26 protein-coding genes are annotated in these 26,722 nt (G+C 75.1%); 7 read left to right on the top strand and 19 right to left on the bottom strand.

Annotation, left to right across the window (positions count from 1 at the left end):
• Window position 1: 1 nt before the first annotated feature.
• The 3 genes from KSE_RS31495 to KSE_RS31485 all read right to left on the bottom strand — a co-directional run bounded on the left by KSE_RS31495 (window position 2) and on the right by KSE_RS31485 (window position 3,064).
• A complete protein-coding gene (locus KSE_RS31495) occupies window positions 2-1,081 on the bottom strand; it encodes a PDR/VanB family oxidoreductase (protein ID WP_014139426.1) in 1,080 nt (359 codons plus the stop codon).
• Between the two features lie 98 nt (window positions 1,082-1,179).
• Entirely contained in the window at window positions 1,180-2,073 is an 894-nt protein-coding gene (locus KSE_RS31490; RefSeq protein WP_014139425.1) for a metal-dependent hydrolase, read from the bottom strand.
• Window positions 2,074-2,317: 244 nt separating this feature from the next.
• Window positions 2,318-3,064, bottom strand: coding sequence for an HAD family hydrolase (locus KSE_RS31485; protein ID WP_014139424.1), 747 nt, complete (start codon window positions 3,062-3,064; stop codon window positions 2,318-2,320).
• A gap of 75 nt (window positions 3,065-3,139) precedes the next feature.
• Between KSE_RS31485 and KSE_RS42420 the strand changes: the two genes are divergently transcribed.
• On the top strand, window positions 3,140-3,457 hold the full coding sequence (locus KSE_RS42420; RefSeq protein WP_014139423.1) for a hypothetical protein: 318 nt from the start codon (window positions 3,140-3,142) through the stop codon (window positions 3,455-3,457).
• The gene (locus KSE_RS31475) at window positions 3,454-3,996 is read left to right on the top strand and encodes a pyridoxamine 5'-phosphate oxidase family protein (RefSeq protein WP_014139422.1); all 543 of its coding nucleotides are present in this window, start codon (window positions 3,454-3,456) and stop codon (window positions 3,994-3,996) included. Before KSE_RS42420 ends, KSE_RS31475 begins: the two co-directional genes overlap by 4 nt.
• Before the next feature lie 7 nt (window positions 3,997-4,003).
• On the opposite strand, the gene KSE_RS31470 is transcribed toward KSE_RS31475, so the two are convergent.
• Window positions 4,004-4,573: a Uma2 family endonuclease gene (locus tag KSE_RS31470; RefSeq protein WP_014139421.1), complete on the bottom strand. Its 570-nt coding sequence runs from the start codon at window positions 4,571-4,573 to the stop codon at window positions 4,004-4,006.
• Between the two features lie 4 nt (window positions 4,574-4,577).
• Window positions 4,578-5,576, bottom strand: coding sequence for an alpha/beta hydrolase (locus tag KSE_RS31465; protein ID WP_014139420.1), 999 nt, complete (start codon window positions 5,574-5,576; stop codon window positions 4,578-4,580).
• A 110-nt stretch (window positions 5,577-5,686) separates the two neighbouring features.
• Here KSE_RS31465 and KSE_RS31460 point away from each other — a divergent pair, with 110 nt between their 5' ends.
• Together KSE_RS31460 and KSE_RS31455 are read left to right on the top strand one after the other, a co-directional pair.
• Window positions 5,687-6,523: an SHOCT domain-containing protein gene (locus KSE_RS31460; RefSeq protein WP_014139419.1), complete on the top strand. Its 837-nt coding sequence runs from the start codon at window positions 5,687-5,689 to the stop codon at window positions 6,521-6,523.
• Window positions 6,524-6,697: 174 nt separating this feature from the next.
• The gene (locus tag KSE_RS31455; RefSeq protein ID WP_014139418.1) at window positions 6,698-8,284 is read left to right on the top strand and encodes a Na+/H+ antiporter; all 1,587 of its coding nucleotides are present in this window, start codon (window positions 6,698-6,700) and stop codon (window positions 8,282-8,284) included.
• An 18-nt stretch (window positions 8,285-8,302) separates the two neighbouring features.
• Here KSE_RS31455 and helR read toward each other — a convergent pair whose 3' ends face one another.
• Complete coding sequence (gene helR, locus KSE_RS31450) at window positions 8,303-10,462, bottom strand: RNA polymerase recycling motor ATPase HelR (RefSeq protein ID WP_014139417.1); 2,160 nt, start codon at window positions 10,460-10,462, stop codon at window positions 8,303-8,305.
• 331 nt (window positions 10,463-10,793) lie between these two features.
• Here helR and KSE_RS31445 point away from each other — a divergent pair, with 331 nt between their 5' ends.
• On the top strand, window positions 10,794-11,066 hold the full coding sequence (locus tag KSE_RS31445) for a hypothetical protein (RefSeq protein WP_014139416.1): 273 nt from the start codon (window positions 10,794-10,796) through the stop codon (window positions 11,064-11,066).
• A 33-nt stretch (window positions 11,067-11,099) separates the two neighbouring features.
• On the opposite strand, the gene KSE_RS31440 is transcribed toward KSE_RS31445, so the two are convergent.
• From KSE_RS31440 to KSE_RS31400, 9 genes are read right to left on the bottom strand one after another with little or no spacing between them, the layout of a single operon-like run.
• Window positions 11,100-12,452, bottom strand: coding sequence for an ammonium transporter (locus KSE_RS31440; protein ID WP_033259001.1), 1,353 nt, complete (start codon window positions 12,450-12,452; stop codon window positions 11,100-11,102).
• A gap of 30 nt (window positions 12,453-12,482) precedes the next feature.
• Window positions 12,483-13,448 (bottom strand): urease accessory protein UreD, encoded by a 966-nt coding sequence (locus KSE_RS31435; protein WP_014139414.1) that lies wholly within the window; start codon window positions 13,446-13,448, stop codon window positions 12,483-12,485.
• A gap of 1 nt (window position 13,449) precedes the next feature.
• Entirely contained in the window at window positions 13,450-14,070 is a 621-nt protein-coding gene (gene ureG / locus KSE_RS31430) for an urease accessory protein UreG (protein WP_014139413.1), read from the bottom strand.
• Window positions 14,071-14,096: 26 nt separating this feature from the next.
• Window positions 14,097-14,837: an urease accessory protein UreF gene (locus tag KSE_RS31425; protein ID WP_014139412.1), complete on the bottom strand. Its 741-nt coding sequence runs from the start codon at window positions 14,835-14,837 to the stop codon at window positions 14,097-14,099.
• Window positions 14,838-14,840: 3 nt separating this feature from the next.
• Window positions 14,841-16,565: an urease subunit alpha gene (gene ureC, locus KSE_RS31420; RefSeq protein WP_014139411.1), complete on the bottom strand. Its 1,725-nt coding sequence runs from the start codon at window positions 16,563-16,565 to the stop codon at window positions 14,841-14,843.
• Window position 16,566: 1 nt separating this feature from the next.
• A complete protein-coding gene (locus KSE_RS31415; RefSeq protein WP_014139410.1) occupies window positions 16,567-17,010 on the bottom strand; it encodes an urease subunit beta in 444 nt (147 codons plus the stop codon).
• On the bottom strand, window positions 17,007-17,831 hold the full coding sequence (locus KSE_RS46000; protein WP_014139409.1) for a hypothetical protein: 825 nt from the start codon (window positions 17,829-17,831) through the stop codon (window positions 17,007-17,009). The genes KSE_RS31415 and KSE_RS46000 overlap by 4 nt, the downstream gene beginning before the upstream one ends.
• A 2-nt stretch (window positions 17,832-17,833) precedes the next feature.
• Window positions 17,834-18,139: an urease subunit gamma gene (locus KSE_RS31405; RefSeq protein ID WP_014139408.1), complete on the bottom strand. Its 306-nt coding sequence runs from the start codon at window positions 18,137-18,139 to the stop codon at window positions 17,834-17,836.
• A 24-nt stretch (window positions 18,140-18,163) separates the two neighbouring features.
• Window positions 18,164-19,135, bottom strand: a complete 972-nt coding sequence (locus KSE_RS31400; RefSeq protein WP_033259000.1) for an urea transporter — start codon at window positions 19,133-19,135, stop codon at window positions 18,164-18,166.
• A 170-nt stretch (window positions 19,136-19,305) separates the two neighbouring features.
• Here KSE_RS31400 and KSE_RS31395 point away from each other — a divergent pair, with 170 nt between their 5' ends.
• Both KSE_RS31395 and KSE_RS31390 read left to right on the top strand, forming a co-directional pair.
• A complete protein-coding gene (locus tag KSE_RS31395) occupies window positions 19,306-19,803 on the top strand; it encodes a fluoride efflux transporter FluC (protein WP_014139406.1) in 498 nt (165 codons plus the stop codon).
• Window positions 19,793-20,170 (top strand): fluoride efflux transporter FluC, encoded by a 378-nt coding sequence (locus tag KSE_RS31390; RefSeq protein WP_014139405.1) that lies wholly within the window; start codon window positions 19,793-19,795, stop codon window positions 20,168-20,170. The genes KSE_RS31395 and KSE_RS31390 overlap by 11 nt, the downstream gene beginning before the upstream one ends.
• Window positions 20,171-20,198: 28 nt before the next feature.
• Here the strand turns inward: KSE_RS31390 and KSE_RS31385 are convergent, their stop codons facing one another.
• From KSE_RS31385 to alc, 4 genes are all read right to left on the bottom strand, one after another.
• The gene (locus KSE_RS31385) at window positions 20,199-21,476 is read right to left on the bottom strand and encodes a DUF3533 domain-containing protein (protein WP_014139404.1); all 1,278 of its coding nucleotides are present in this window, start codon (window positions 21,474-21,476) and stop codon (window positions 20,199-20,201) included.
• A gap of 1,500 nt (window positions 21,477-22,976) precedes the next feature.
• Window positions 22,977-23,768, bottom strand: a complete 792-nt coding sequence (locus tag KSE_RS31375) for an IclR family transcriptional regulator (RefSeq protein ID WP_014139402.1) — start codon at window positions 23,766-23,768, stop codon at window positions 22,977-22,979.
• Between the two features lie 203 nt (window positions 23,769-23,971).
• Complete coding sequence (locus KSE_RS31370) at window positions 23,972-25,432, bottom strand: catalase (RefSeq protein ID WP_014139401.1); 1,461 nt, start codon at window positions 25,430-25,432, stop codon at window positions 23,972-23,974.
• A gap of 63 nt (window positions 25,433-25,495) precedes the next feature.
• Window positions 25,496-26,644: an allantoicase gene (gene alc / locus KSE_RS31365; RefSeq protein ID WP_014139400.1), complete on the bottom strand. Its 1,149-nt coding sequence runs from the start codon at window positions 26,642-26,644 to the stop codon at window positions 25,496-25,498.
• Window positions 26,645-26,722 lie beyond the last annotated feature (78 nt).

Genomic DNA, 26,722 nt, shown 5'->3' with positions numbered 1-26,722 from the left:
CTCACACCTCCAGGACGAGGGTCTCGCCGGCGGCGGCCCGGGACACGCAGGGCAGCAGCAGGCCGGCGGCCCGCTGCTCGTCGGTGAGGCGGCGGTCGCGGTGCTCGGGGGTGCCGGCGGAGACCTTGAGCACGCAGGTGCCGCAGAAGCCCTGCCGGCACGAGTAGGGCAGGTCGGGGCGGAGTTCGCGGGCGACGTCGAGCGCGGAGCGGTCCGCCGGGACGGTCAGTGTCGTGTCACCGATCCGGAGGGCGAACGGGTGGCCGTCCCGGATCGGCGCGGCCCCGAACCGTTCGAAGTGCAGTGCGGCGGCGGGCGAGGCGGGCAGCGCGCGCTGGACGGCGAGCAGCATCGGCGCGGGCCCGCAGACGTAGACGGCGGCGCCGCGGGGCGCGTGCGCGAGCAGCTCGGCGGCGTCGGGGACGCCCTGCGCGTCGTCGGTGCGGACGGTCACCCGCGCCGGGTCGAGCGCCGTCAGCTCGGCGGTGTACGGGAGCGCGGCGGTGCTGCGGCCGGTGTGCACCAACCGCCAGTCGACGCCCGCGTGCTGGGCGGCCCGGGCCATCGGGAGCAGCGGCGTGACGCCGATCCCGCCGGCCAGGAACAGCACCTTCTCCTCCCCGCAGAACGCGAAGCCGTTGCGCGGCCGCAGCACCCGCAGCCGCACCCCCACGTGCAGCGCGTCGTGCACCTCCACCGACCCGCCGCCGCCGTCGGCGATCCGCCGCACCGCGATCCGGTAGGCGTGCCGGTCGGCCGGGTCCCCGCACAGCGAGTAGTGCCGCTCCCGGCCGGACGGCAGCGTCACCCGCACCCGCGCGCCCGGCTGCCAGGCCGGCAGCGTCCCGCCGGACGGGTCGGCCAGCCGCAGCTCCACCACGTCCTCGGCGACCACCCGGTGCGACACCACCACCAGGTACAGCGGCGGCACCCCCCGTGCCTCCCCCCGCCGCGGACTGCGCCGCAGCCCGGGCCGCCCCAGCGCGGGGCTGTACCAGTCCCCGAACGCGGTCAGCCGGGCGAAGAACCGGTCCGCCCGCGGGCGTCCGTACAGGTCGGGGGGCGACGTTTCGAGATCCATGGCGTGACGGCTCCGGGAGGGGAGGGGCGGGGCGGGGAACTGCGCGGAAGGAAACAGGACGGGACGGGACGTGCTCGGGCTCGGGCTCGGGCTCGGGATCAGCGGGCGGCGGCGGCGCTCGCGGCGGGCGACTTCGCCAGGTACGCGAGGGCCTGCGAGGAGCTGCCCTCGCGGGTGGGGTGGTAGCGGGGGCCGAAGTAGCGGGCGGCGGAGCGGAGGAAGCGTCCGGGTTCGGGCAGCAGGCCGCGGCGGGCGGCACGCCGGGCGTCGCGCCAGGTGGGGACGAGGCGGCCGTCGAGGGTGGGGTCGGCGGCGAGCATGAAGCGGGTGCCGCGGATCCACAGGTGGATCAGGAGCGGGCCGGAGACCGCCATGCCGCGGATCCGGCGCAGGTAGCCGGGGTCGAGGTGGCGCATCAGGTCGTAGGCGACGCTGCGGTGTTCGACCTCCTCGGCGCCGTGCCAGCGGAGCAGGTCGAGCATGGTGGGGTCGGCCCCGGCGCGGTCGAGGCCGGGCGAGTTGAGGGCCCAGTTGCCGAGGAACGCGGTGAAGTGCTCGATCGCGGCGACGAAGGCGACCCGTTCGATGACGTTCTCGCGGCGCTGGCGGGCGGTGAGTCCGGGCTTGTCGCCGAGGACGCGGTGGAACAGCCAGCTGATCTGCCGGACGTAGGGGCGGGGGTCGAGGCCCTGGCCGAGCAGGTGGTCGAGGACCTCCTGGTGCGCCTCGGCGTGGATCGCCTCCTGGCCGATGAAGCCGAGCACCTCCTCGCGGAGCTGCTCGTCGCGGATCATCGGCAGCGCGTCCTTGAACACCTTGACGAACCAGCGCTCGCCCTCGGGCAGCAGCAGGTGCAGGACGTTGATGGTGTGGGTGGCCATCGGCTCGTCGGGGATCCAGTGCAGCGGCAGCTCGGACCAGTCGAAGTGCACGTCGCGCGGTTCGAGCACCAGGCTGTCGTGCACGGTGACGGGCGGGGTGGGGCGGGGCATGGCAGTGCCTCCTGACGCGCGGCGGACGGGGAGCGGGAAGCGGCCCGGAGCGCCGGGGCGTCGGGGACGTCCGGGCGGGCACACCGGCAACCTACTCGCGGGTAGTGGACCCGACAAGGGTTTCGACGCGTCTTATCAACATCGCGTCTAATAAGCCGCCCGATCGGGCGACCCCACCCCGCGCACCCCTCGCACACCCGTACCCCTCCCCCGCAGCACCCGAACACCCCGACCGGTCACGGAGCTACCGAGCCGCCGGTTCCGTCAGCTCCGTCAGCTCCGTCAGCTCCGTCAGCGAGGCGACCACCCGGATCCCGGCGTCCACCGCCGCGCCGGCGGGCCTCCCGGCCCCCGGGCGGTCCAGCCAGTAGGCCCGCAGCCCCGCGTCCCGTGCCCCGAGCGCGTCCTTCTCGTAGTCGTCGCCGACGTAGGCGACCTCGGCGGGTGCCAGTCCGAGTACCGCGCAGCCCGCCAGGAAGATGCTCGCGGCCGGTTTGGCGGCGCCGTGTTCCTGGGAGCAGACGAGCGGTTCGGCGAGGGGGCCGAGCAGCCCGATCGCCGTCAGCTTGGCGCGCTGGTGCGCGGTCGCCGAGTTGGACACGACACCGAGCCGGAACCGGGCCGCCAGCGCGGTCAGCGTCGGCAGGGCGTCGCCGAACGCCCGCCGGCCCGCGTCCCTGCGGACCGCGTAGCTCGCGAACCAGGCCAGGGCCGCCCCGTCCGTCCAGCCGGGCGCGTCGGGCACTCCGGCCCGGTCGAGGAAGGCCCGTATCCGGGCGGCCTTCTGCGCCTCGATCGTCAACTCGCCGTCGAGGAAACGCGCGTACTCCCGTTCCCGGACTTCCCGCCACACCCGCAGCGCCTCCGCCGGCGAGGCGAACCGGTCGGCCAGCCGCTCGGCCGCCAGGTGGGCGCGCAGCCCGGCCTCCTCGGCCGTCTCGTAGTCGTACAGGGTCCCGTCGACGTCGAACAGCACTCCACGGATCGGCATACCGGCCATTCTGGCGAACGCCGGCACCTCGCGAACCCGGTTGCCCCGGCCGCCGCGAACCGTCAAGGTGGGCCCATGCCAGGGCAACGGAAGCGCAAGCGCCAGCAGGTCGAGGAGCACCGCCGCCGCGTCGACGCGCACGCGGGCTGGCAGTGGCACTCGGCCGGCTGGTTCGCCGACCCCGTGGCGCTGCGGGAGCGCGTCCGGCTGCTGTGCGACCACCACCCGCTCGACGAGGCCCAGTTGCGGATCGACAACCCGTGCACCCGCGTCCCCGGCCCCAGCAGCACCCACCTCCAGGTCCTGCTGCCGCCCGGCCAGGCCCTCGGACCCGACGGCACCACCGTGGTGCCCGCGCCCGCACCCGTCCCCGCCCCGGAGGAGGGCCGGTGAGCGACGACCGCCCGCCCCTGGTCCGGGCACTGATCGCCCACCCGGTGCTGGCCGCCCCGGCCTACCCGCCGCCGGACCACGCGCCGACCGGCCCGGCCGAGCTGTTCACCGCCTGGCTGCTGGACGCCCTCGCCGCCGGCGTCCCGGACGCCCAGGTGCTGACCCTCGCCACGGTCGACGCCGACGGCCGTCCGGACGCCCGGGTCCTCGTCCTGCGCGACGTCGAACTCCCGTCCGCCTCCTGGCACTTCTGGACCGACCCGGACGCCCCCAAGACCGCCCAGCTGGCCGCCCACCCGGCCGCCGCCCTCACCGTCTACTGGCCCGCGCACGGCCGCCAGGTCCGCCTCCGCGGCCCGGTCCGCCCGTCCCCCGCCTGCCCCACCCCCTCCCCCGCCCAGCGCTGCTACGCCCTGCACCCCGTCCAGGCCGAGTTCTGGCAGGCCGCCCCCGACCGCCACCACCTCCGCCGCCGCCACACCCGCACCCCGGACGGCTGGACCGACACCGGCTGGACCGACACCCGCCTGCCCGGCTAGCGCCGCGTCAGGCGGTGTAGCGGACCAGGCTCGCGGTGGCCAGCGTGAAGTCGAACGGCGCCGGGATCGGAACGGCGTCGCCGAACGCCCCGTCCCACCGCCTGCGGTACGACCCGCCGGAGGGCTCCGAGAACAGCACGACCGCGCCCTCGCGCGGGTCGATCACCAGGTAGAGCGGAATGCCCATCAGCGGATAGTCCCGGACCTTGCCGACCAGGTCGTTCTCGGGGTTCGACACCGAGACGACCTCCACGGCGATCTCGGCGAGCTCGGCCGGGACTTCGTTGCCGCCGAGCTCCACCACCGACACCGGGATGTACGTCAGGTCGGGGTTGCGGAGCTTGCCGACGTTCGGCGAGGCCAGGTCGGTGTTCTCACTGGGCATCAGCCCCGCCGGCCGATGGGCGTCGAACTGCTCCCGGACGACGAGCAGGTTCCGCTGGTGGATCACCGACGGCCCGGCCATCATGATGATCTCGTCTCCCGAGATCTCGACCTTCCAGCCCGCGGGGGGCGTCAGCCCCTGCGCGAACTCCAACAACTGCGCGTGGCGCTCGGGAACGCGGAACTCGGCCATGCCGTCATCCTCCCATCCCCGCGCCCGGCCGGCCGAGCAGCCGGCGCAGCCAGTCGCGGCGGGCCGCGGCCGCCGTGCGGCTGATCGCGGCGGTCGGGGCGAGGGTGTCGAAGCCGTGCGGGGCGCCGGGCCAGACGTGGAGTTCGGCGTGGCCGCCGGCCTGCCAGAGGGCGTGGGCGTAGGCGGTGGTCTCGTCGCGGAAGGTCTCGGCGGAGCCGACTTCCAGGTAGGCGGGGGGCAGGCCGGCGAGGTCGCGGGCGCGGGCGGGGGCGGCGTACGGGGGGAGGTCGGGGGCGCGGTGCAGCGGGCCGAGGGCGGCCTGCCAGGCGGTGGCGTTGGAGGTGGCGTCCCAGGTGTCGTGGCCGGCGGCCTGGCGGGCGGACGGGGTGGTGCCGCGGTCGTCGAGCATCGGGCTGAGCAGCAGTTGGCCGAGCGGTGCCGGGCCGCCCTCGTCGCGGAGCAGCAGGGCGAGGGCGGCGGCGAGGCCGCCGCCGGCGCTCTTGCCGGCGAGCACGATCCGCCGGGGGTCGATGCGCAGCGCGGCGGCCTCGCGGACGGCCCAGCGCAGCGCGGTGCGGCAGGCGTGCAGCGGGGCGGGGTAGCGGGCGGCGGGGGCGAGCGGGTAGTCGACGGAGAGCACGGCCAGTCCGAGCGGTTCGGCCGACTCACGCAGCACGCGCGGCAGTACGGCGTACGCGTTGCCGCCGATCAGTCCGCCGCCGTGCAGGTAGAGCAGGGCGGGCAGGGCGCCGTCCGCTCCGGCCGGGCGGGCGGTGACGACGGGGACGCCGTCGGCGTCGTGCGCGACGGCCTCGAACCGTCCGCCGTCGGCGAGTTGGCGCAGTGTGGGGCGCGGGCGCCGTTCGGCGTCCCGGCGCTGCCAGGCGGCCAGCCCGTCGGGCGTCAGCGGCGCGGGTACCCCGCCGCGGGCGGCGAGCGCGGCGGCCTGCTCGGGGTCGAGGTAGGGGGCGGTGTAGGGGGCGGTGTACGGCTCGGTCTCCATGCGGCCGAGTATCCGTGCCTGGCGGTGCGGGTCCGTGCGGCCCGTCCCGGCCGGGGAGTTGCGGCGGCCGTGGTCCGGACCATTCACCGGCGGCCGCTAGCATCGCGGCCATGGACGACATAGTGGTGCCGGACGAGCCGCGCTGGCCGGGCCTCTCGGGCCTGCGCTGGTTCGCCATCGGGTTCTTCGGGGTGCTGGTGGCGGCGGGCGGTTGGGGGGCGGCCCGGCTGCACGTGGGCTTTCCGGGCTCGGACGGGTACGTGTACGCGGGGGTGGTGCTGTTCCTGGCCTTCCTGATGTACCTGAGCGGCCAGGCGCTGGCCCGGGGCGGCGTCGAGGACGGCGGTTTCCCGGTGGTCGGCACCGGCCCCAGCCTGCTGGTGGCGGTGGCGCTGGCGGCGGGCGGTGCGGCGGCGGGCGGGTGGGGCGGCTGGATCGCGGCGGCGGTGGCGGCGGCCGCGGCGGCGGGGGCGGTGCCGGCGGTCGCGCACGCGCGCAGGTGGCGGCTGTGGTCGCTGGAGGACAAGCGGGAGCGGGCGCTGCTGGAGTGGCGGATCCGGCACGAGGGCGAGACCGTCCGGGCCGCCCTGGTGGAGGTCGCCCGGATCTCCGACTCCCCGGACTACGACGGCCGCTACCACGCGACCCTGACGCTGCGTTACCCGTTCGGGGGCACCGAGCACACCAAGGAGCTGCGGACGTCCTTCCCCGCGCACTCCCGTCCGCGCGCGGGCGACGGCGCCACGGTGCGCTTCCTGGCCGCCGACCCGACCGACGTCCGGCTGGAGCTGGACGAGCCGCGCGCCCCGCAGGACGCCCCGGCCGCCGCGCCGCAGGACGCCGACCTGCCCGCCCGGATCGAGCGGCTGCACGACCTGCACCGGCGCGGGGCACTGACCGCCGAGGAGTTCACGCTGGCCAAGCGGCGCCTGCTCACCGGGGAGTAGCGGCGCCGCCACCGGCCACCCGCACAGCCACCCGACCCGCCACCCGATCGGCCTCCGGGCGCGCCGCCGGGCGGCGCGCCCGGCCCGTGGCGGCGCCCGGCCCGCAGTAGCGTCCGAGGGCGCGCGGCCCCGCCGGGGAGGCCGCGGCGGTCGGTGCGGGGAGTGGCGGGGCGCGTGGTCGGGCTGGAGCTGGTGGTACTGCTGGGTGTCGCGCTGCTGGCCTGCCGGGTGGCGGCGGTGCGCTACCGGGTGGCGGCGCCGGTGCTGCAGTTGGGCGCGGGCGTGCTGCTGGGGTTCGTGCCGGCGCTGCGGGCGGTGGAGCTGCCGCCGGAGGTGGTGCTGCTGCTGTTCCTGCCGGTGCTGCTGTACTGGGAGGCGATGACCTCCTCGTTGCAGGAGATCCGGCGCAACCTGCGCGGCATCGTGCTGATGAGCACCGCGCTGGTGGTGCTGACGGCGGGCGCGGTCGCCGCGGCGGTGCACGCGATGGGCGTGCCGTGGGGTCCGGCGTGGGTGCTGGGCGGGGCGGTGGCGCCGACCGACGCGACGGCGGTGGGGGTGGTGGCGCGGCTGCTGCCGCGCCGGAACCTGATGGTGCTGAAGGCGGAGAGCCTGGTCAACGACGGTACGGCGCTGGTGGTCTACGGGCTGGCGGTGGGCGTGACGGTCGGCGAGGACCGTGTCGGGGTGCTGCACGTGTCCTGGCTGTTCGCGCTCTCGTACGCGGGCGGGGTGGCGGCGGGCGTGCTGACGGCCTGGCTGGGGGTGGTGGTGCGGCGGCGGGTCTCGGACCCGCTGGCGGCGAACCTGGTGTTCCTGCTGATCCCGTTCTCGGGCTACCTGCTGGCGGAGTCGGTGGGGGCCTCGGGGGTGCTGGCGGTGGTCGCCGCGGGGCTGATCATCAGTCAGACCTCGCCGACGGTGGGCAGCGCGGAGGCGCGGCGGCAGATCGTCGCGTCCTGGTCGCTGGGGACGTTCCTGCTGAACGGCGCGCTGTTCGTGCTGGTCGGCATCGAGGCGCAGGGCGCGGTGCGCGGGCTGACCGCGACCTCGGTGGCCCGGGCGCTGGCGATGGTGGTCGTGGTGGCGGTGGTGCTGTCCGGGACCAGGATCGCGTTCCTGTTCGCCTCGGCGTACCTGATCCGGGCGGTGGACCGGCGTCCGCAGCAGCGCGAGCGGCGGGTCAGCGGCCGGGCCCGGATCGTCAGCGGGCTGGCCGGGTTCCGCGGCGCGGTGTCGCTGGCCGCCGCGCTGGCCGTCCCGGCGACGCTGGACTCCGGCGAGCCGTTCCCGGACCGGGACCTGATCGTCTTCGTCACCTTCGGCGTGATCGTGGTGACGCTGCTGCACGGCCTGGTGCTGCCGGGCGTGGTCCGCTGGGCCCGGCTGCCGGACCCGGCGGCGGACGGCGCGGAGGAGCGGCTCGCGCACGAGACGCTGCTGCGCACCGCGCTGGCGGCGCTGCCGGAGGCGGCGGCCGAGGCGGGCGCGGACGGTGAGCTGGTCGACCGCTACCGGCGCGAGCTGGAGGGCGCGCTGGCCGACCTGGCCGCCGCCGACGGCGCCGACGGCGCCGCCCCGGGCGCCTTCGAGCGCGACCCCCGGGACACCGCGCTGCACCTGGCCCTGATCGCCCGCAAGCGGGCCGCGCTGGTCCGGCTGCGGGCCGAGCGCCGGATCGACGACACCGTGCTGGTCTCGCTGGAGACCCGGCTGGACATCGAGGAGTTGCGGCTCACCCACCCCGAGGCGGTGGACTGAGCCGCACCCCCCGACCGGTCAGCGCAGGATCGCGAGCTGCCCGGTGGCGCGGGTCATCGCCACGTACCGGTCGACGGCGCCCTCGACGCCGTCGCCGAAGGACTCCGGGTCGACGATCACCACCAGGTCGAACTCCAGGCCCTTGACCAGTTCGGGGCTGAGCGAGCGGACCCGGCCGCCGCCGAGGAAGGTCGGGTCGCCGATCACGCAGGCGGTGCCCTCGGGGTGCTCGGCCAGCCAGGCGTCCAGCAGCGCGTCCCGTTCGGCGCGGGCGCCGTGGTGGACGGGCAGGCCGCTGCGGCGGATCGAGGTCGGCACGTTGGCGTCGGGCAGCGCGGCCCGGATCACCGGCTCGGCCTCGGCCATCACCTCTTCGGGCGTGCGGTAGTTGACGGTCAGCGAGGTGATCGTGACGCGGTCCAGGCCGGCCCGCTCCAGGCGTTCGGTCCACGACTCGGTGAAGCCGTGCCTGGCCTGGGCGCGGTCGCCGACGATGGTGAAGGAGCGGGACGGGCAGCGGGCGATCAGCATCTGCCACTCGGCGTCGGTGAGTTCCTGCGCCTCGTCGACCACGATGTGCGCGAACGGGCCGGCCAGCAGGTCGGGGTGGACGGGTTCGGCCTCGGTGTGGTCGATCAGCGCGTCGCGCAGGTCGGCGCCGCGCAGCATGGCGACGGCGCCCTCGCCGTCGTCGTCGGACTTCAGCAGGTGGTCGACGACGCCGTCCATGAGTTCGCGTTCGGCGGCGATCCGGGCCCGGTGGGCGCGCTGGCGGCGGTCGGCGTCGGTGTCGCCGAGGCGGCGGCGGGCGGCGTCGAGCAGCGGCAGGTCGGCGAGCGTCCAGGCGGCGGGGTCGGTGCGCTGGAGGGCGCGGATCTCCTCGCGGTCCAGCCAGGGCGCGCACAGCCGCAGGTAGGCGGGGACGGTCCACAGGTCGCCGACCAGGTCGGTGTGCTCCAGGATCGGCCAGGCCCGGCGGAGCGCGCCGAGCAGTTCGGGGTCGCGGCGCAGTTCGCGGCGGAGCACCTCGGGCGAGATGCCGTCCTCGTCGTCGAAGGAGTCGGCGTTCTTGTCCAGCAGGATGGTGATCAGCTCGTCGAGGATCTGCTGCCGGGCCTCGTTGTGCGGGACGCCGGGGCCGGGGGCGGCGAACGCCTCGGCCCAGTCCTCCGGGTCGATCCACAGCTCGTACCACTCGGTGGAGAGCTTGCGGCCCTCGGCGGGCGGCTCCTCGTAGACGGCGACGGCCTTCTCGATCGCGTGCACCATCCCGGCGGCGGCCTTCAGCCGGGCCACCTCGGGGTCGGGCTCGGGCCCGACGCCGGGGCCCTCGGGCAGCAGGTCGCGCAGCGTGCAGGTCTGCACGCCCTCCTCGCCGAGGCTGGGCAGCACGTCGGAGACGTACGCCAGGTACGGCTGGTGCGGGCCGACGAACAGCACCCGGCCCTTGCGGTGGCCCAGCCGCGGGTCGGAGTACAGCAGGTGGGCGGTGCGGTGCAGGGCGACCACGGTCTTGCCGGTGCCGGGGCCGCCGTCGACCACCAGGGCGCCGCGCGAGCCGGCCCGGATGATCGCGTCCTGGTCGGCCTGGATGGTGGCCAGCACGTCGCGCATCCGCTCGGAGCGGGAGCTGCCGAGGCTGGCGATGAAGGCGGACTGGTCGTCGAGGGCGGCGTGCCCCTCCAGGCCGTCGGCGGTGAACACCTCGTCCCAGTAGTCGCCGACCTTGCCGCGCTGCCAGCGGTAGCGGCGGCGGCTGGCCAGGCCCATCGGGTTGGCGTGGGTGGCGGCGAAGAACGGCTCGGCGGCGGGCGAGCGCCAGTCGACCAGCAGCCGGCGGCCGTCGGCGTCGGCCAGGCCGAGGCGGCCGACGTAGATCGGCTCGGGGTCGTCGGCGCGGACGATCCGGCCCAGGCACAGGTCGTGGCCGAAGCGGTTCAGGGTGCGCAGCCGGGCGGAGAGCTGGTGCACCTCGTTGTCCCGGTCCATCGCCGCCTGCCCGGCCCCGCCGGGGCTGCGGCGGGCCTGGTCCAGGCGCGCGGTCAGCTCCGCGACGTCCCGTCGCAGGGTGTCGGCGATCTCGGCGAAGTGCCGGTCGTCGGCGGCGATCAGGGCCGGGTCCGCCTTGGCGGCGAGCCGCTCGGGCAGGTCGAAGGCGCCGGTCGTCGGCTGGTTCATGGTGTGGTGACTCCGATCCGCTGCCGGGTGGGCCGCGCTCCGTCCGCGTGCTGCTCGCGGTCTGCCCCGTCTGTGCTGTTTCGCGCGGGTTCCCCGGTCAGATCAGCGATTGTGCGGCATCGGGGGGGCCTTGCGGCAAGGCCCCCCGTGCGGTATAAGTTTGATAACGGCAGGAGAGCGCGCGCTCCCTGCCTTTCGTGTTCTCCGGGGCCCGTGCGCGCATCCTCCGCCGCCCGGCCGTCCGCTGTCCAGCGCCCGTCCGCGCCTTCCGTTCACGCCCCGGCCACCGGGTCGCGACCGGGCGGTCGTCCGGGGCGGTCACCATCCGGGGGTGACCTCCTCCCGGCTCGGCGTGCTGTGCTCCGGCGCGGCCCTGTTCACCGTCTCCGGCCTGCTGGCGGGCCTCGGCGCGGCCTGGCGCGGCCCGGACGAGTGGCTGGGCCCGCTCGGCTGGTCCGGGGTCGCGCTGGCCTACCTGGTGCTCTGGCCGGTGCTGTACGCGGCGCAGGGCCCGGGCGGCGGCCGCCGCCGGCTGCCGTTCGTCCCGGTGCTGGCGGGCGCGGCGGCCTGCGCGCTGCTGGGGCTGTGGCTGGCGGGCCGCTGACCGTCCCCGAGCGGGCGGCGGTAACCGGGCCGGTCAACTGCCGTCCGCGCGGCGCTCCCTGAGCAGTCCGGCGATCTTCCGGACGAGTTCCCCGTCGCCGTGCGCGGCGTCGGCGTCGACGAGGGCGCCGAGCCGGGCGGCGGTGAGGGTGTCGTAGGCGGTCTCCTCGGCGGCGCCGGGGACGTGCGCGTACGCGGCGGCGGCCCGGAAGCCGACCGTGGCGTGGACGAGCTTGGCGAGCAGCCAGGTCAGGGTGCAGGAGAACGCGGCGACGGCGAGCGCGGCGAGCGCCTGCTTGCCGAGCAGGCTCCAGCCGCCGCCGTAGAACAGGCCCTCGGTGCCGCTGATCCGGGCGGTGGCGAACAGGCCGACCATCAGCAGTCCGGTGAGGCCGCCGACGCCGTGCACGCCGACCACGTCGAGGGTGTCGTCCACGCCGAAGCGGTACTTGAGGGTGACGGCCCAGCCGCAGACCGCGCCGGCGACCAGGCCGGTGACGACGGCGCCGAGCGGGTCGATCTCGCCGCAGGCGGGGGTGATGGCGACCATGCCGGCCACGCCCGCGGAGACCACGCCGGTGGTGCTGACCCTGCCGGTGCGCCACTTCTCGACCAGCGGCCAGCTGACCATGGCGGCGGCGCCGCCGAGCTGGGTGTTGAGGAAGGCCGCGGCGGCGGTGCCCTGGTCGCTGAGCGCGGAGCCGGAGTTGAAGCCGAACCAGCCGAACCAGAGCAGGCCGACGCCGATCACCACCAGCGGGATGTTGTTGGGCCGCTCCTCGCGGCGGGCCCAGTCGCGGGGGCCGCGCAGGGCGAGCGCGACGGCGAGGCCGGCGGCGCCGGAGCTGAGTTCGACCGGCAGGCCGCCGGCGAAGTCGAGGGCGCCGAGCTTGTCGTGGATCCAGCCCCGGGAGTCGAACACCCAGTGCGCGGTGGGCGCGTAGACCAGCAGCAGCCAGAGCGGGACGAACACCAGCCAGCCGCGCATCCGGGCCCGGTCGGCGACCGAGCCGCTGATCAGGGCGACGGTGACGACGGCGAAGCCCATCTGGAAGGTGGCGAAGATGTAGGTGGGGATGGCGCCGGTGAGGGTGTCGATCTCGACGCCGCGCAGGAACGCCCGGTCGAGGTTGCCGATCACCCCGGCCCCGCCGGCGTCCGGCCCGAAGGCCAGCGTGTAGCCGAGCGCCCACCAGACCAGGCTGCCGAGGGCGAGCGCCGCGAAGCTCATCTTGATCATCATCAGGACGTGCTTGAGCCGGACCATCCCGCCGTAGAAGAACGCCAGTCCGGGCGTCATCAGCAGGACCATCGCGGTGGAGGCCAGCAGCCAGGCCGTGTCGCCGGCGTTGTAGGCCGGGGGCATCGGCGGGGGCGCGGAGAGCACGGGGGTACCTCTCGTGAGGGGGGCGGGGGGTCAGGTCTTGCGCGGGGCGGGCGCGGGCAGTCCGGTGAGCAGCAGCCGGACGGCCCGCCAGGCGGCGTCGAGGGCGGCGGCGGTGCGGACGGGGCTGTCCTCCAGCAGGCGCAGCCAGGCGCCGCTGTCCTCGGGCAGGGTGGAGACGCCGTAGCGCAGGCCGGTGCCGTCGAGGGCGCGGTACAGGGTGTCGGCGATCTCGGCGGCGGGGCGCAGGCCGCTGACGGCGTACAGGGTGGCGAGGTGGTCGTGGCCGGCGAGGACGGCGGGTCCGGTGACGGCGGCGCGGTCGGCGCCGGGGGTGAGCCGCAGGGTGTCGACGGCGAGCGGGGTGCCGTCGGGGCGGGTGATCTCCAGGTCGGTGGTGAGCACCCGGTAGTCGTGCCGTTCGCCGCGGGCGAGCCGTCCGGCGGTGAGGGTCTCGGCGAGCACGACGGTGGCGCCGGGCGCGGCGGTGACGGTGGTGCGCTGGTGGAACCGGGAGCCGGCGAACGGGATCAGCGGGTCGGGCAGGTACTCCAGGTAGGCGCCGTCGTCGGCGGTGAGGTGGACGAGCTGGCTGGCGTAGTCCTGTTCCATCCGGAACACCTTGGTGGCGGCCTGGGTGGTGAGGTGGACGCGGGTGCCGGGGCCGCAGCGGACGTCGATCCGGTAGCGGTCGGCCTGGGCGATGCCGCCGCCGGTGGCCATCAGGTAGACGTGGGCGGCGTCGGGCCGGAGGGGGTCGATCCAGAGCGGGCGCATGATCTGCAGCGGGGTCTTCTGGTAGCGCTCGACGAGTTCGGTGCGGCCGCCGCGGACGGCGAAGGCCAGGTCGAGGACGCCGACCTTGGCGGGCGAGCCGGGGGCGAGGGTGTCGGGGCGGGCGGCCAGGCCGGCCACCTCGGCGGGGAGGTGGCCGGCGGCCCAGTGCGCCGCGTCGAGCCGGTCGACGGTCGCGGCCGGGCGGGACGGGGTGGGGGTCACGTCAGATCAGCGCCTTGCGGCGGTTGTTGAGGAACGCGGCGAGTTCCTCGATGCCGGTGCCGTCGAGCGAGTTGGTGAGGATGACCGGCTTGCCGCCGCGGACCTTGTGCGCGTCGGACTCCATCACCGCGATGTCGGTGCGGACGTACCGGGCGATGTCGATCTTGTTGATGACGAGCAGGTCGGACTCGGTGATGCCGGGGCCGCGCTTGCGGGGCATCTTCTCGCCCTCGGCGGTGTCCAGGACGAAGACGAAGACGTCGGCCAGCACCGGGCTGAAGGTCAGCGTCAGGTTGTCGCCGCCGGACTCGTACAGCAGGGTGTCGATCTCCGGGAAGCGCTCGAGCAGTTCGGCGCCGGCCGCCAGGTTCATCGTCGGGTCGTCGCGGACGGCGGTGTGCGGGCAGGCGCCGGTCTCCACGCCGACCACCAGGTCGGGGTCGAGGACGCCGGCCAGGGTGCGGCGGACGTGCTGGGCGTCCTCCTGGGTGTAGATGTCGTTGGTGATCACGGCGGGGCGGTGGCCGCGGGCGATCAGCACCGGCACCAGCGCCTCGATCAGCGCGGTCTTGCCGGAGCCGACCGGGCCGCCGATGCCGATCCGCAGGACGTTGTCGTCCATGGGTCCTCTCCTTCTCTCTCGGGGTGTCAGGTGGCGAACAGCCGGGCGTCGGCGCGCTCGTGGCGGCCGGACATGATGTCGGCGGCGGGCGCGCCGGCGCCGAGGTCGGCCTCCGGGCGGACGAGGGCGGCCGCGACGGCCTCCTCGATGACGGGGGCGGCGCCGCGCAGCAGCACCTGGGCCCTGCGGTGGTCGGTGAGCCGCAGCCGCAGCGCGGCGCCGGCGAAGCTGGCGGCGAAGGCGTACAGGTCGGCGGCGACGGCCTGGTCGACCGGGACGCCGGCGGCGGCCTGGACGATCCCGGCGGCGACGGCCTGGCAGCCGGGGGCCCGGCGGTCGGTGACCAGCCGCAGGTAGTCGGCGATCGGCGGCCGGTCGAAGACCTCGGCGGCGAGGTCGAGCAGCTGCCGCCCGGTGCGGGTGGCGGCCTGCCGGGTCTCCCGGCTGAGCTTGGCCGCGTACAGCCGCCGGTCGACCCGGACGGCATGGGTCAACTCGCCTGCGGTGACGGCCCGGTGGGCGAGGACGAGGGCGGTGGCGTCGGACGGGCCGACGCCGTGCCGGAGCAGGTCGGCGAGCAGCGCGGGCAGCGTGTCGGGGGTGACGGCCCCGGCCTGGGCGTAGCCCTCCAGGCCGTGCGAGAGGGTGTAGAAGCCGCTGGGGAAGGCGGAGTCGGCGAGTTGCAGGCTGACCAGCAGGGCGGGCAGCCCCCCGGGCCGGGAGTCGGGGGGCCGGCGCTCCGGAAGGGCGTCCGGGCTGTGGAACATCCGCTACACCACGAAGTAGAGCTGGTTGAGCGGCAGCGACTGGGCGGGTTCGATGGTGGCGACCTCGCCGTCCAGGGTGACCTTGAAGGTCTCCGGGTCGACCTCGACCTTCGGCAGCGCGTTGTTGCGGACCATGTGGTGCTTGCCGATCACCCGGGTGCCGCGCACCGGCAGGACGCGCCGCCGCAGGCCGAGTTCCTCGGGGACGCCGGCGGCGATCCCGGCCTGCGACATGAAGGTGACGTGGGTGGCCTGCTGGGCGCGGCCGAACTGGCCGAACATCGGCCGGTAGAGCACCGGTTGGGGGGTGGGCAGGGAGGCGTTCGGGTCGCCCATCTGGGCCCAGGAGATGATCCCGCCCTTGATGATCATCTTGGGTTTGGCGGCGAACGAGTGGATCGGCCAGAGCACGATGTCGGCGAGCTTGCCGGCCTCCAGCGAGCCGACGTGGTCGGCGATGCCGGTGGCGATGGCCGGGTTGATGGTGACCTTGGCCAGGTAGCGCAGCACCCGCTGGTTGTCGTTGCGGGGGCTGTCGCCGTCCAGCGGGCCGCGCTTGTCCTTGCAGTGGTGGGCGATCTGGAAGCAGCGGGTGACGGACTCGCCGACCCGGCCCATCGCCTGCGAGTCGGACGAGACGATGCTGATCACGCCGAGGTCGTGCAGCACCGACTCGGCGGCGATGGTCTCGGCCCGGACCCGGGAGTCGGCGAACGAGACGTCCTCCGGGATGTCGGGGTTGAGGTGGTGGCAGACCATCACCATGTCGAGCAGTTCGTCGACCGAGTTGCGGGTGTACGGCAGCGTCGGGTTGGTGGACGAGGGCAGCACGTTGGGCTCGCCGGTGACCCGCAGGATGTCGGGGGCGTGGCCGCCGCCCGCGCCCTCGGAGTGGAAGGTGTGGATGGTGCGGCCGTCGATCGCCGAGCGGGTGTCCTCGAAGAACCCGGACTCGTTCAGGCTGTCGGTGTGGATCGCCACCTGGACGTCGTGCCGGTCGGCGGCGTTCAGCGCGTTGTCGATGACGGCGGGGGTGGCGCCCCAGTCCTCGTGCACCTTCAGCGCGCAGGCGCCGGCCGCGATCTGCTCGTCCAGCGCGGCGGGCAGGCTGCCGTTGCCCTTGCCCATGATGCCGATGTTGACCGGCACCTCCTCGGCGGCCTGCAGGAACCGGGCGATGTTGAACGGTCCCGGGGTGCAGGTGGTGCCGTTGGTGCCGTCGGACGGGCCGGTGCCGCCGCCGATCAGGGTGGTGATGCCGTTGGTCAGCGCGTGCTCGGCCTGCTGCGGGGAGATCAGGTGGACGTGGGTGTCGATCGCGCCGGCGGTGGCGATCAGGTGCTCGCCGGAGATCGCCTCGGTGCCGGGGCCGATCACCAGGCGCGGGTCGACGTCGTTCTGGGTCTGCGGGTTGCCGGACTTGCCGATGCCCGCGATGAGGCCGTCCTTGATCCCGATGTCGCACTTGACGACGCCGATCACCGGATCGATCACCACCACGTTGGTGATCACGGTGTCCAGCGCGCCCTGCGCGGCGGTGGCCTGCGGGTCGGCGCCCATGCCGTCGCGCATGGTCTTGCCGCCGCCGTAGACGATCTCGTCGCCGTACAGGCCCTCGCTGTAGTCCTTCTCGACCTCGACGACCAGGTTGGTGTCGGCGAGTTGGAACCGGTCGCCGACGGTCGGGCCGAACATGTCGGTGTACTGCCGGCGGGTCATGATCGGCATCTCAGTTGGCGCCCTTCTTCTTCCCGGAGTCCTGCCCGTCGTCGTTCCCGTCCTGCCCGGCGCCCCGGTCGTCGCCCTCCGCGCCCTGGAAGCCGTCCGCGTACGCCTTGCGGAACGCCTCGATCCGGGCCGGGTGCGAGACCGTGCTGCCGTTCAGCAGGCCGCTGAAGCCGACCAGCCGGCCGGTGCCGCCGTACTCGCACAGCTCGACCTCGCGGGTGCCGCCGGGCTCGATCCGCACCGAGGTGCCGGCCGGGATGTTCAGGTGGGTGCCGAGCGTCCGGTCGCGGTCGAACCGCAGCGCCGGGTTGACCTCGAAGAAGTGGTAGTGCGAGCCGACCTGGACCGCGCGGTCGCCGGTGTTGACCACCTCGACGGTCAGGGTGCGGCGGCCCGCGTTGATCTCGATGTCGCCATCGCCGTACAGGTACGTGCCGAAACTCACAGGTGGCTCCTTGCGGCCGTCAGCGGGGACGGGTGGACGTGGACGTGGTGGTGCGGGTGGTCGTGGTGGTGCCCGCCGGGGCCGTGGTCGTGGCCGTGGGCGGGCCCGTGGCCCTCGGCGGCGGCCAGCGCGGCGGCCAGGCCGTCGCCGCCGCCCGCGCGCCGCCGGCGGACGGCGGCGGTGGCCCGGGCGGCGAGCACGGCGGCGAGCGCGGCGGGGCCGAGCAGCGGTCCGGCGTCCAGCACGGTGGTGCGGGCTGGGGCGGGCGGCGGGTCGGGCGGCCGGAAGGACGCGGAGAGCACCGCGACCTGCCGGGCTCCGAGCAGCACGCAGCGCCGCAGGCCCTCGGCCGGGTCGGGGTCGCCGCCGAGCAGCGCGCACTCGACCAGCCGGTGCCGCCCGTACCGCCGCACCAGGTGGGCGATCCGGTACAGCTCGGCGTCCTGGTACGGGTCGCCGCCGGGGGCGGTGAGCAGCAGCGCGGCCTCGGCGGGGGCGGTCGAGGCGGCGGCCCGCAGCCAGCCGACCAGGTGGCCCGCGTCGCCGAAGGGCTCGGCGACGGCGACCGGGGCGTCCCGGAGCCCCTCGGGCGGCAGGGCGCGGACGGCGCGGGCGGCGTCGGCGGCCAGTTCGGGGTCGCGGCCGAGCGTCATCGGGACGACGGCGGTGTCCTGCCGGGCGGGCCGGGCGGCGAGTGCCCGGCAGAGTTCGCGGCCGGTGGCGACCACGGTGGTGTCCGGTCCGGCGAGGTGCCGCAGCGCGCTGCCGTGTCCGGCCTCGGGGCCGCAGACCGCGATGGTGTGGACCCGGGTGTCGGACACCGTCAGCCGCCGATGGGGTCGTGCACGGAGACCAGCTTGGTGCCGTCGACGAAGGACGCCTCGACCTGGAGCAGCGGCAGCATCCGCCGCACCCCGTCCATGCAGTCGTCGGCGCCGAGGACGTGCCGGCCGAGCTCCATGCAGTCGGCGACCGACCTGCCGTCCCGGGCGGCCTCCAGGATGGCCTCGGTGATCAGCGCGACCGCTTCGCTGTAGTTCAGCTTGAGGCCGCGGCCCTGGCGCTTGCGGGCCAGGTCGGCGACCACGTAGACGACCAGTTTGTCGATCTCGCGGGGCGCGAGGTTCATCGGCGGTGCCTTTCTCGGGACGGGTCAGCCGGTGGCGCCGGCGGCCCGCAGCCGGGGCAGTCGCGGGACGGCGGCCAGCAGGGCCCAGGTGGTGAGGATGAACGGCCAGGTGAAGGTGTGGCCGTCGAAGGGCTTGAAGAACGAGGTGATCGCGGCGGTCAGCCCGGTGGACAGCGCGGCGCCGAACAGCGCGTAGCCCGCGTTCCAGGGGGTGGCGGGCAGCAGGACGGCGCCGAGCGCGATGCCGACCAGGACGGCGTTGTAGCCGTAGATGCCGGAGGCGATCTGGGCGGTCGGCGCGCCGAGCGCCCAGGCCGCGACGATCCCGGCGACCGAGCCGAGCGCGGCGGCGAGCACCACCCGGGCGCCCGCGCAGGCCAGGCCGGCCAGCATGATCAGGCCGACGTACCAGCTGTCCACCAGGAAGACCTGCGAGACGTTGCCGAAGAAGGCGTGCCACAGGTCGGTGAAGGTGATCGCGGGGTCGCCGCCGGTGGGGTCGGCGACCGGCGCGGGGTCGCCGTGCCAGATCCGGGCGAAGGAGGGGGCACCGAGCACTATCACCCCGGAGACGACGCAGAACGGCGCGGTCAGCGCGCTCAGCCCGTACGGCGCGAGCAGGGTGCCGAGCGCGGCCGTCAGCACCGTGCACAGCACGCAGCCGACCACGGTGAGGACGTAGGTGGCGGGGTGGTGGCCGAGCGAGCCGACCAGGGCGATGCCGGTCAGGCAGCCCGAGAAGCCTTGCAGGCCCTGGGCGATGGAGTCGCGGTCGACGCCGAACGCGTAGGCGGCCGCGGTGGAGAGCAGCGTGCCGAGCGTCGCGAACAGGCCGACCCGCCAGCCGGCCGCCCAGAGCCCGGCCAGGATGAACGCGCCGGTGAGCAGCCGGGGTTGCAGGTCGACCTGGCCGACGCCGCGCAGCGCGGCGGTCAGGTAGCCGAGCGGTTCGCGGTCCAGGGCGCGACGCGGGCCGCGGTCGGTACCGTGTGTCACTTCTTCTCCCGAAATGTCCACGGACTGCCGGTGTGAGTCAAATACGCTGCTGCGTACCGAAGGTGACCGGCAGTCACTTCTATCCCGCCACGGCCGGACGGCCGGACGGACCAAGCGCGTGTTCGCGATTGTTCGCCTGTTCGGCCCACGGCATCCCCTGGAGGAGCCCGATGACCAGTCCGTACCTCGACCCGGCACGCCACCGGGCCCGCCCGCCGGGGCACGCGCACTCCGAGCACGCGCCGGGCCGGCAGCCGCCGGTGCTGGCGGCGGTGGCGGTGGGCGGGGCGCTCGGCGCGGGCGCCCGGTACGGGGTGGAGCGGCTGTGGCCGACCTCCGGGACGGAGTTCCCGTGGCCGATCCTGACCGTCAACGCGGTGGGCTGCCTGGCGATGGGCGCCCTGATGACGGTGCTGGCGGCGCGCTTCCCCCGGCAGAAGAAGCTGGCGGGCGCCCTGCTGGGCACCGGGTTCCTCGGCGGGTTCACCACCTTCTCCCACTACACGGACAACGTGCGGGAGTTGGTGCGCGGCGACGCCTACGGTACCGCCGCGGCCTACCTGCTGCTGACCGTGCTGGCGGCGCTGGCCGGGGTGGTGGCCGGCGTGTTCGCGGCGCGCGCCGCGGTGGGCGTCCCGGCGCACCAGGAGGCGTCCGGTGCTCGCTGACTGGCTGCTCGTCCTGGCCGGCGGCCTGCTGGGCGCGCCGACCCGCTACCTGACCGGGGTCGCGGTCAAGTCCCGTATGCACAGCCCGTTCCCGTACGGGACGCTGGCCGCCAACGCCGCGGCCTGCCTGCTGCTCGGGTTCCTCGCCGAGGCGGCGACCCGCGGACACCTGGGCGGCCACGGGCAGTTGCTGCTGGCGACCGGGTTCTGCGGGGCGCTGTCGACCTGGTCGACCTTCTCGTACGAGGTGTTCACGCTGGCGTCGACCCGGCGGGTCGCGCTGTCCGGGCTGTACCTGGCGGTGTCGGTGCTGGTCGGCACGGCGCTGTCGTTCGCCGGGGCGGGGGTCGCGGGGGCGGCGTGGTGACGCCGCGCCGGGCGCCCGGCGCGGCGGGTCAGGAGCGGTGGCCGGGTTCGAAGCGCATGCCGCGGCGGTCGTAGTAGCGGGTCATGCCGAACCCGAAGAGCAGCGCCACCACCACGCCCAGCGGCAGCATCAGCCAGCCGCGGACCAGTCCGGCGCCGGCCTGCGCGTCGAAGTAGAGGATCGACCGGACGGCGTCGACCATCTGCCGCATCGGCTCGAACACGGCGAGGAAGCGGTAGAAGCCGGGCGAGGCGCTGAGCGGGACGGTCGCGCCGGAGGCGGGCAGGTCGAAGGCGATGAACACGAACATCGCGACCAGCTGTCCGACGTTGCCGAACGCGGCGATGATCGCCAGCACGCCCAGCGAGACGGTGGTGACGGCGCAGTAGGAGTACAGCCACAACTGCCAGGCGTGCGGGGCGTCCATGCCGAGGATGGTGATGGCGGCGAGCATCACCAGGCTCGCGGAGACCAGCGAGACGCCCGCGGCCATGCCCATCTTGGCCAGCAGGACCTGGGTGCGGCTGATCCGCAGAGTGGGTTCGCGCAGGTGGAACGGGCCGATCTCGGCGTCCGCGAAGCCCATCGAGACGTCCAGCCCGGCGTGCACGATGTTGCCGGTCATGAAGCCGGCCAGGAGCAGCAGCAGGGTGAAGTAGAACGCGCCGAGGCCGTTGCCGCTCTTCTCGCCGATCGGGTGGCCGACCTCGACGGCCACCTCCACCGGGTCCGCGAGGAACACCTTGGCCGTCCCGGTGGGGGCGGCGGCGGTCAGCTGCCCGCCGATCGCCAGCGACGCCTTCTGCGCGGCGGCCTGGTTGATCTGGCTCGCGATGCCGGAACCGAGGCTGCCCGTGCCGGGGTTGGTGAGCACCTGGATCCTCGGCCGGGCGGGCGCGTCGGCGGTGGTCAGCGCGGCGACCGCGCGGGAGAAGTCCTCCGGCACCACCAGGGCGCCGTAGACCTTGCCGGAGGACAGCTGCCGCTGGGCCTCCGCGCGGCTGACCCGGTGCCAGTCGATCTCGCCGGGCGGGCTGCCGGCCACCACCTGCTCGGCCACCTCCGCGCCGAGCGGCCGGGTTTGGCCCGGCAGCGGCGGCCCGGCGTCCGAGTCGACCAGGGCGATCGGCATGTGGTCGAGGTGCTTCTGCGGCGTCAGGATGTTGCCCATGTAGAGCAGGGAGAGGCCCAGCGCGACCAGGGCGCTGAGCACCACCGGGGTGAGCCAGTTCTTCCAACGGCCCAGCACCCGGCCGGCGTCGGCCGTCCGGTCGGGGGGCTCAGGGGGTGTTCCGGTGCCGGCCATCGCGCTCCACGCACTCGCGTCCTGCGGCCGTCGGCCCGTTCCGGGCGCCGGCCGCGCGCCCCGATGAGGGCGCGAACCAGACGATATGCGCAAATCGGCACATCGGCGAGCAGCGACTGACCCTCCGTCAGCTCCGCGTGCGGCCACCTGTCATGCCCGCCCCGCCATCGGGGGCCGAGGGCCGGAACGGAAAAGGCGGGCGGAGACGACCGCGACGACGCGGCACGGACATCCGGCGGAGGACCGGGAGGCTTCCGAACAGCGCTTCGAGCGCCGGCCCGAGATGACCGCGCCGAGCAGGCAGTGCGAGGCCGGCACCCCCGCGCACACCGACCGCTTCGAGCGCCGGCCTGCGGCGGCTGGCGCTCGGCCCGGTGACCTTCCTCGGCTCGTCCTTCCCCTCGTCGCGGTTCCGGCGCTCCGAGGCCCGGGTGCGGCGCCCCGACCCGTCCGTCTTCCACCTGACGCCGGTGGCCTCCGGAGCGCTGACCCTGGCACGCCCGCACGAGCCGGTGCCGCACTTCCCGGCCGGGCACACGAGCCTGCTCGACAGCTCCCGTCCGTACGACCTGCGGGCGCGGCTACCGGCCGATGTCGGGACTGGCCGCGCTGATCCCGGACTTCCCGCTCAGCCCGGGCCGGCAGGCCGCGCACCTCGGGCCGAGCGGCGCGGAGCGGCTCGGGCCGGTCGCCGTCGACCTGGTGTCCGGCTGGCCGGCCGAGGGGGTCGAGGCGACGGCCGAACTCCCGCCGGCCGCCCGGTGGCGGGCCCTGGTCGAGAACGTCCGGGCGTTCGTCCGGCACGACCTGCGCGACCCGGCGCTGACGCCCGCGCTGACAGCCGAAGCCCAGCACATCTCGGTCAGCCCCCTGCACCGGATCTTCGGCGAGGAGAACGACGGCGAGAGCGTCGCCGCCTGGATCCGCCGCCGCCTCGAACAGGCCCACCGTGAGTTCGCCGACCCCGCGCCGCGCGGCACCCCCGTCGACGTCCCGGCCACCCGCTGCGGCCTCCCGCGCCCCGACGACTTCAGCCGGGCCTTCCGCACCGCGTACGGCCCCTCCCCTCACGACCACCGCCGGCCGGCGCCGGGCGGCGACCGCCCGTGGGCCCGCCGGATCGGCTCCCGGCTCCCGGGCCGGGGCGGCCCCGGTGCCAACAGGGCGTGGACGCACCGCCAACGCCCGGCGGCCCCGACTGGCCACCGTGGTCCGCGCGGAGGCTCCCCCCACGCCCTCTCGGTCGACGTGCCGACGCCGCCGGGAACCTTCCCCGGCGACCGGCGGGCCTGCCCCGTGCCCCCCGTCAGCCGGCCGGCGCGGCCAGTGCGGCGCGGGCGGCGGCGGTGCCGTGGTGGCCGGCCCCGAAGTACGCCTCCCAGTCGGCCAGCGCCGACTCCGACTCCCCGCTCCCCCGGCCCTGTTCGGCCTCGGCGCGGCCGGGGGCCGGTGCGGCGGGCCGGGGACGGGATGTGGAGGCCGAGGCGGGTGGACGGGTGCTCAGACCGCCATCGCGAGCATCAGTGGTGCCGCCCGCAGCGAGAGCAGGTCGGCGGCCTCGCGCAGCCGGTGGGCCTGGTCGACGGGCAGTGAGGTGGCCAGGCAGCCGACGGTGCCGCCGGCCACGATCGGGACGGCCGCGCAGACGGTGTCCATCGAGTACTCCTGGAGGTCCAGCACCGGGACGGTGGCGGGCTGCCGGTCGAGCCGGTGCAGCAGGCGGTCGGTGCCGGTGATGGTGCGGGCGGTGAGCCGGGCGGCGGGGTGCCGGGACAGGTGGTCGAGCCGGGCGTCGTGGTCGAGTTGGGCGAGCAGGCACTTGCCGATCGCGGAGGCGTGGGCGGTGGCCCGGAAGTCGGCCCACTCGTGCACGGCGGGGGCGTGCTCGTCGGCGCTGACGGCCTCGACCGAGAGTTCGCCGTCGTGGTAGCGGCTGAAGTAGACGGCGGCGCCGAGTTCGTCGCGCAGTTCCTCCAGCCGGTGGTGCAGCCGGGCCCGCACCATGGTCTCCCGGTGCTGGGTGCCGAGCAGGGTGAGGGCGCCGCCGAGCGCCCAGCGGCCGTCCTGCCGGGCCAGGTACCCTTCGGTCTCCAACTCCTCGGCCAGCAGCCGTAGTCGGGCTTCGGGCAGGGTCAGTTCGCGGGCCAGCTCGGTGAGCGTCGCGCCGTCGGGCCGGCGGTCGACCGCCTCCAGCAGGCGGAGCGCCCGCCGCAGCGTCCCGAACGGTCCCGATCCGCCGCCGCCGCCCGCTCCGAGCAGATCGTCGTGCCGTCCCCCGCGCACCACGGGCATCGTCGCCTCCCCCCAGCCGGTACCGACTTCGTCCAGCCTACGGGCCGTACCGGCCGCACACCGTCCCCGCACCGGATATTCGCCCGATCCGGCCACCGTCCCCTTGACAGGCATATGCCCGCGCGGGGCGGGGGGCGACGGTGTGGCGGGCCGGCGCGGGCCCCGGCGCGCCACACCCGCCGAGGACCGCGCCGGACGTTCCGTCAGTCCTCGTGGGCCGCGCGGAGGTCCGCGACGGCCGCGGCGAGGCGGGCGCCGTACTCGGGGTCGGCGGCGTGGAAGTGGGCGAGGTTGCGTTCGACCACGTCGTCGCGGCCGACCTGGGCCAGCGAGCCGGCCAGGTTGGCGATCAGCCGGGACTTCTCGTCGTCCGCCATCAGCCGGTAGAGCTCGCCGGCCTGGAGGTAGTCGTCGTCCTTGCTGTGCGCGGGGGTGGGGTAGCCGCCGGTGTGGCCGGTGACCGGCTGCGGGGCGTACGGGGCCTGGTCGGTCTGGGCCGGGCCGCCGTACGAGTTGGGCTCGTAGTTCTTGTTCCGGCCGTTGGGGTTGAGCGCGCCGAGGCCGTCCTGCCCGTAGTTGGCGGCCGCGGTGGCGCGCGGGGCGTTGACCGGCAGCTGGGTGTGGTTGACGCCGAGCCGGTAGCGCTGGGCGTCGGCGTAGGCGAACAGCCGGCCCTGGAGCATCTTGTCGGGCGACGGGCCGATGCCGGGGACGAAGTTGTTCGGCGAGAACGCGGCCTGCTCGACCTCGGCGAAGACGTTCTCCGGGTTGCGGTTGAGCACCAGCCGGCCGACCTTGACCAGCGGGTAGTCGGCGTGCGGCCAGACCTTGGTCAGGTCGAACGGGTTGAACCGGTAGTCGGCGGCGTCCTCGACCGGCATCAGCTGCACGTACAGCGTCCAGGACGGGAAGACACCGCGCTCGATCGCCTGGTGCAGGTCGCGCTGGTGGCTGTCGGCGTCGCCGCCGGCGGTCTCGGCGGCCTGGCCGGCGGCCAGCGAGCGGATGCCCTGGTTGGTCTTGAAGTGGTACTTCACCCAGTGCGCGCGGCCCTCGGCGTTGACCCACTGGTAGGTGTGCGAGCCGTAGCCGTTCATGTGCCGGTACGAGGCGGGGATGCCGCGGTCGCCGAACAGCCAGGTGATCTGGTGGGTGGAGGCGGGCGAGTGCGCCCAGAAGTCCCAGACGTTGTCGGCCTCCTGGACGCCGGTGTACGGGTCGCGCTTCTGCGAGTGGATGAAGTCGGGGAACTTCAGCGGGTCCTTGATGAAGAACACCGGGGTGTTGTTGCCGACCAGGTCGTAGTTGCCCTGCTCGGTGTAGAACTTCACCGCGAACCCGCGCGGGTCGCGCACCGCGTCGGTCGAGCCGAGCGCCCCGGCGACGGTCGAGAAGCGCAGGAACAGCTCGGTGCGCTTGCCGACCGCCGAGAGGAACGCGGCCGAGGTGTACGGCGCGACGTCGTCGGTCACCTCGAAGTACCCGTACGCGCCGGACCCGCGGGCGTGCACCACCCGCTCCGGGATCCGCTCCCGGTTGAACCGGGCCAGCTTCTCCAGCAGGTGCTGGTCCTGCACCAGCAGCGGGCCGTACTCGCCGGCCGAGGCGCTGTTCTGGTTGTCGGCGACGGGCGCGCCGGACTCGGTGGTGAGGGTCTTGGGCATGGGTGATCCTTATTCGGGCAGGTGGGAAGGGGTTCGGGGCCCCGGGGGCCCGCGTCCGCGGGCTCAGTTCGCGTAGAGCGGGCGGATCGCCGCCGCGTCGGCGAGCGGACGGGCCTCGGCGGGCCCGGTCGGGAGGCCGGCGGCGGCGAGCGCGGCGCGGGCCTCGGCGAGCGGCAGCGCGTTGAACCAGCGCAGCGCGAGGGCGTCCTGGCCGGCGGCGGTGAGGCGGCCGGTGAGGCGCAGCCGGGCGAGGCCGCCGTCGGGGTAGACGTTGATCCGGACGTGGGTGACGGGGGTGCCCGCCGGGAGCCGGAAGCGGTGGCGGGTGTCGGGCTGGAGGCGGGTGCGCGGCAGCAGGACGGTCTCGTCCTCGCCGTCGCTGCCGACGAGTTCGGCCCAGCCGGGGGCGTTGGCGACGAAGCAGGAGGTGTCCACCTCCGCCGCCAGCACCTCGCCGCCCCCGGCCAGGGCCACTCGCACCCAGTCGTTGGCCTTGTCGCGCCGACGCCGGGTCTCCCAGCCGTCGCCCATGACGGTGGCGCGGCCGGGAGCGTTCAGGTTGTGCGGGGAGGAGAAGTAGCGGTCGGAGGCGGCCTCGGCGACGCCGCCGTGCTCCTGGGCGGCCAGGTCGAAGGTCAGGCCGGCCAGGTCGCGCGGGTCGGGCAGCACCTCGCCGTGCACCCGCAGGCGGGCGACGCCGCCGTCCGGCCAGATGTTCAGCCGGACGTGGGTGTAGCGGGTCGGGTCGTCGACCGGGAACTCGTGCGCGGTGTCGCCCTTGAGCGCGCCGCGCGGGACGAGGTCGGTCCAGTCGGCGGCGGCCAGCTCCTCGGGCGAGGGGTGGCCGGGCACGGACGCGGCCTGCACGGACGCGCTCTCCGGGTAGTTGCCGGTGAAGTGCGCGGTGTCGACGATCACGCCGCGCACCCGGCCGGCCGCCCCGAGCCGGACCACCGCCCAGTCGTGGTCGTCGTCGGCGGGGTGCGGCTGCTCGGCGCTGGCGCCGCGGCGGCGGCGGGACTCCCAGCCGTCCATGATCTGGCCCTTGTGGCCGAAGGTGTGCGGGCGGAACTCGGCGGGCTTGGCGACCAGCAGGTTCTCGGCGTCCGCGAAGGTGTCCTCGTTGGTGGCGACCACACCCGCGCCCAGCAGCCGGGAGGCCAGGTCGACCAGCTCGGTGAACGGCGCGTTCGCGGTCGGGTCGGTTCGCAACTGGTGCTCCTTCTTCGCAGGGTTCGGTTTTCCGCGCGGCGCCCGGTGCCGAGGGGGTGGCACCGGGTGCGGCGCGGG

Source organism: Kitasatospora setae KM-6054 (assembly GCF_000269985.1).
Taxonomy (GTDB): domain Bacteria; phylum Actinomycetota; class Actinomycetes; order Streptomycetales; family Streptomycetaceae; genus Kitasatospora; species Kitasatospora setae.
Note: the sequence above shows the minus strand (reverse complement) of the source record. Positions and strands in the feature narration are given on the sequence as shown.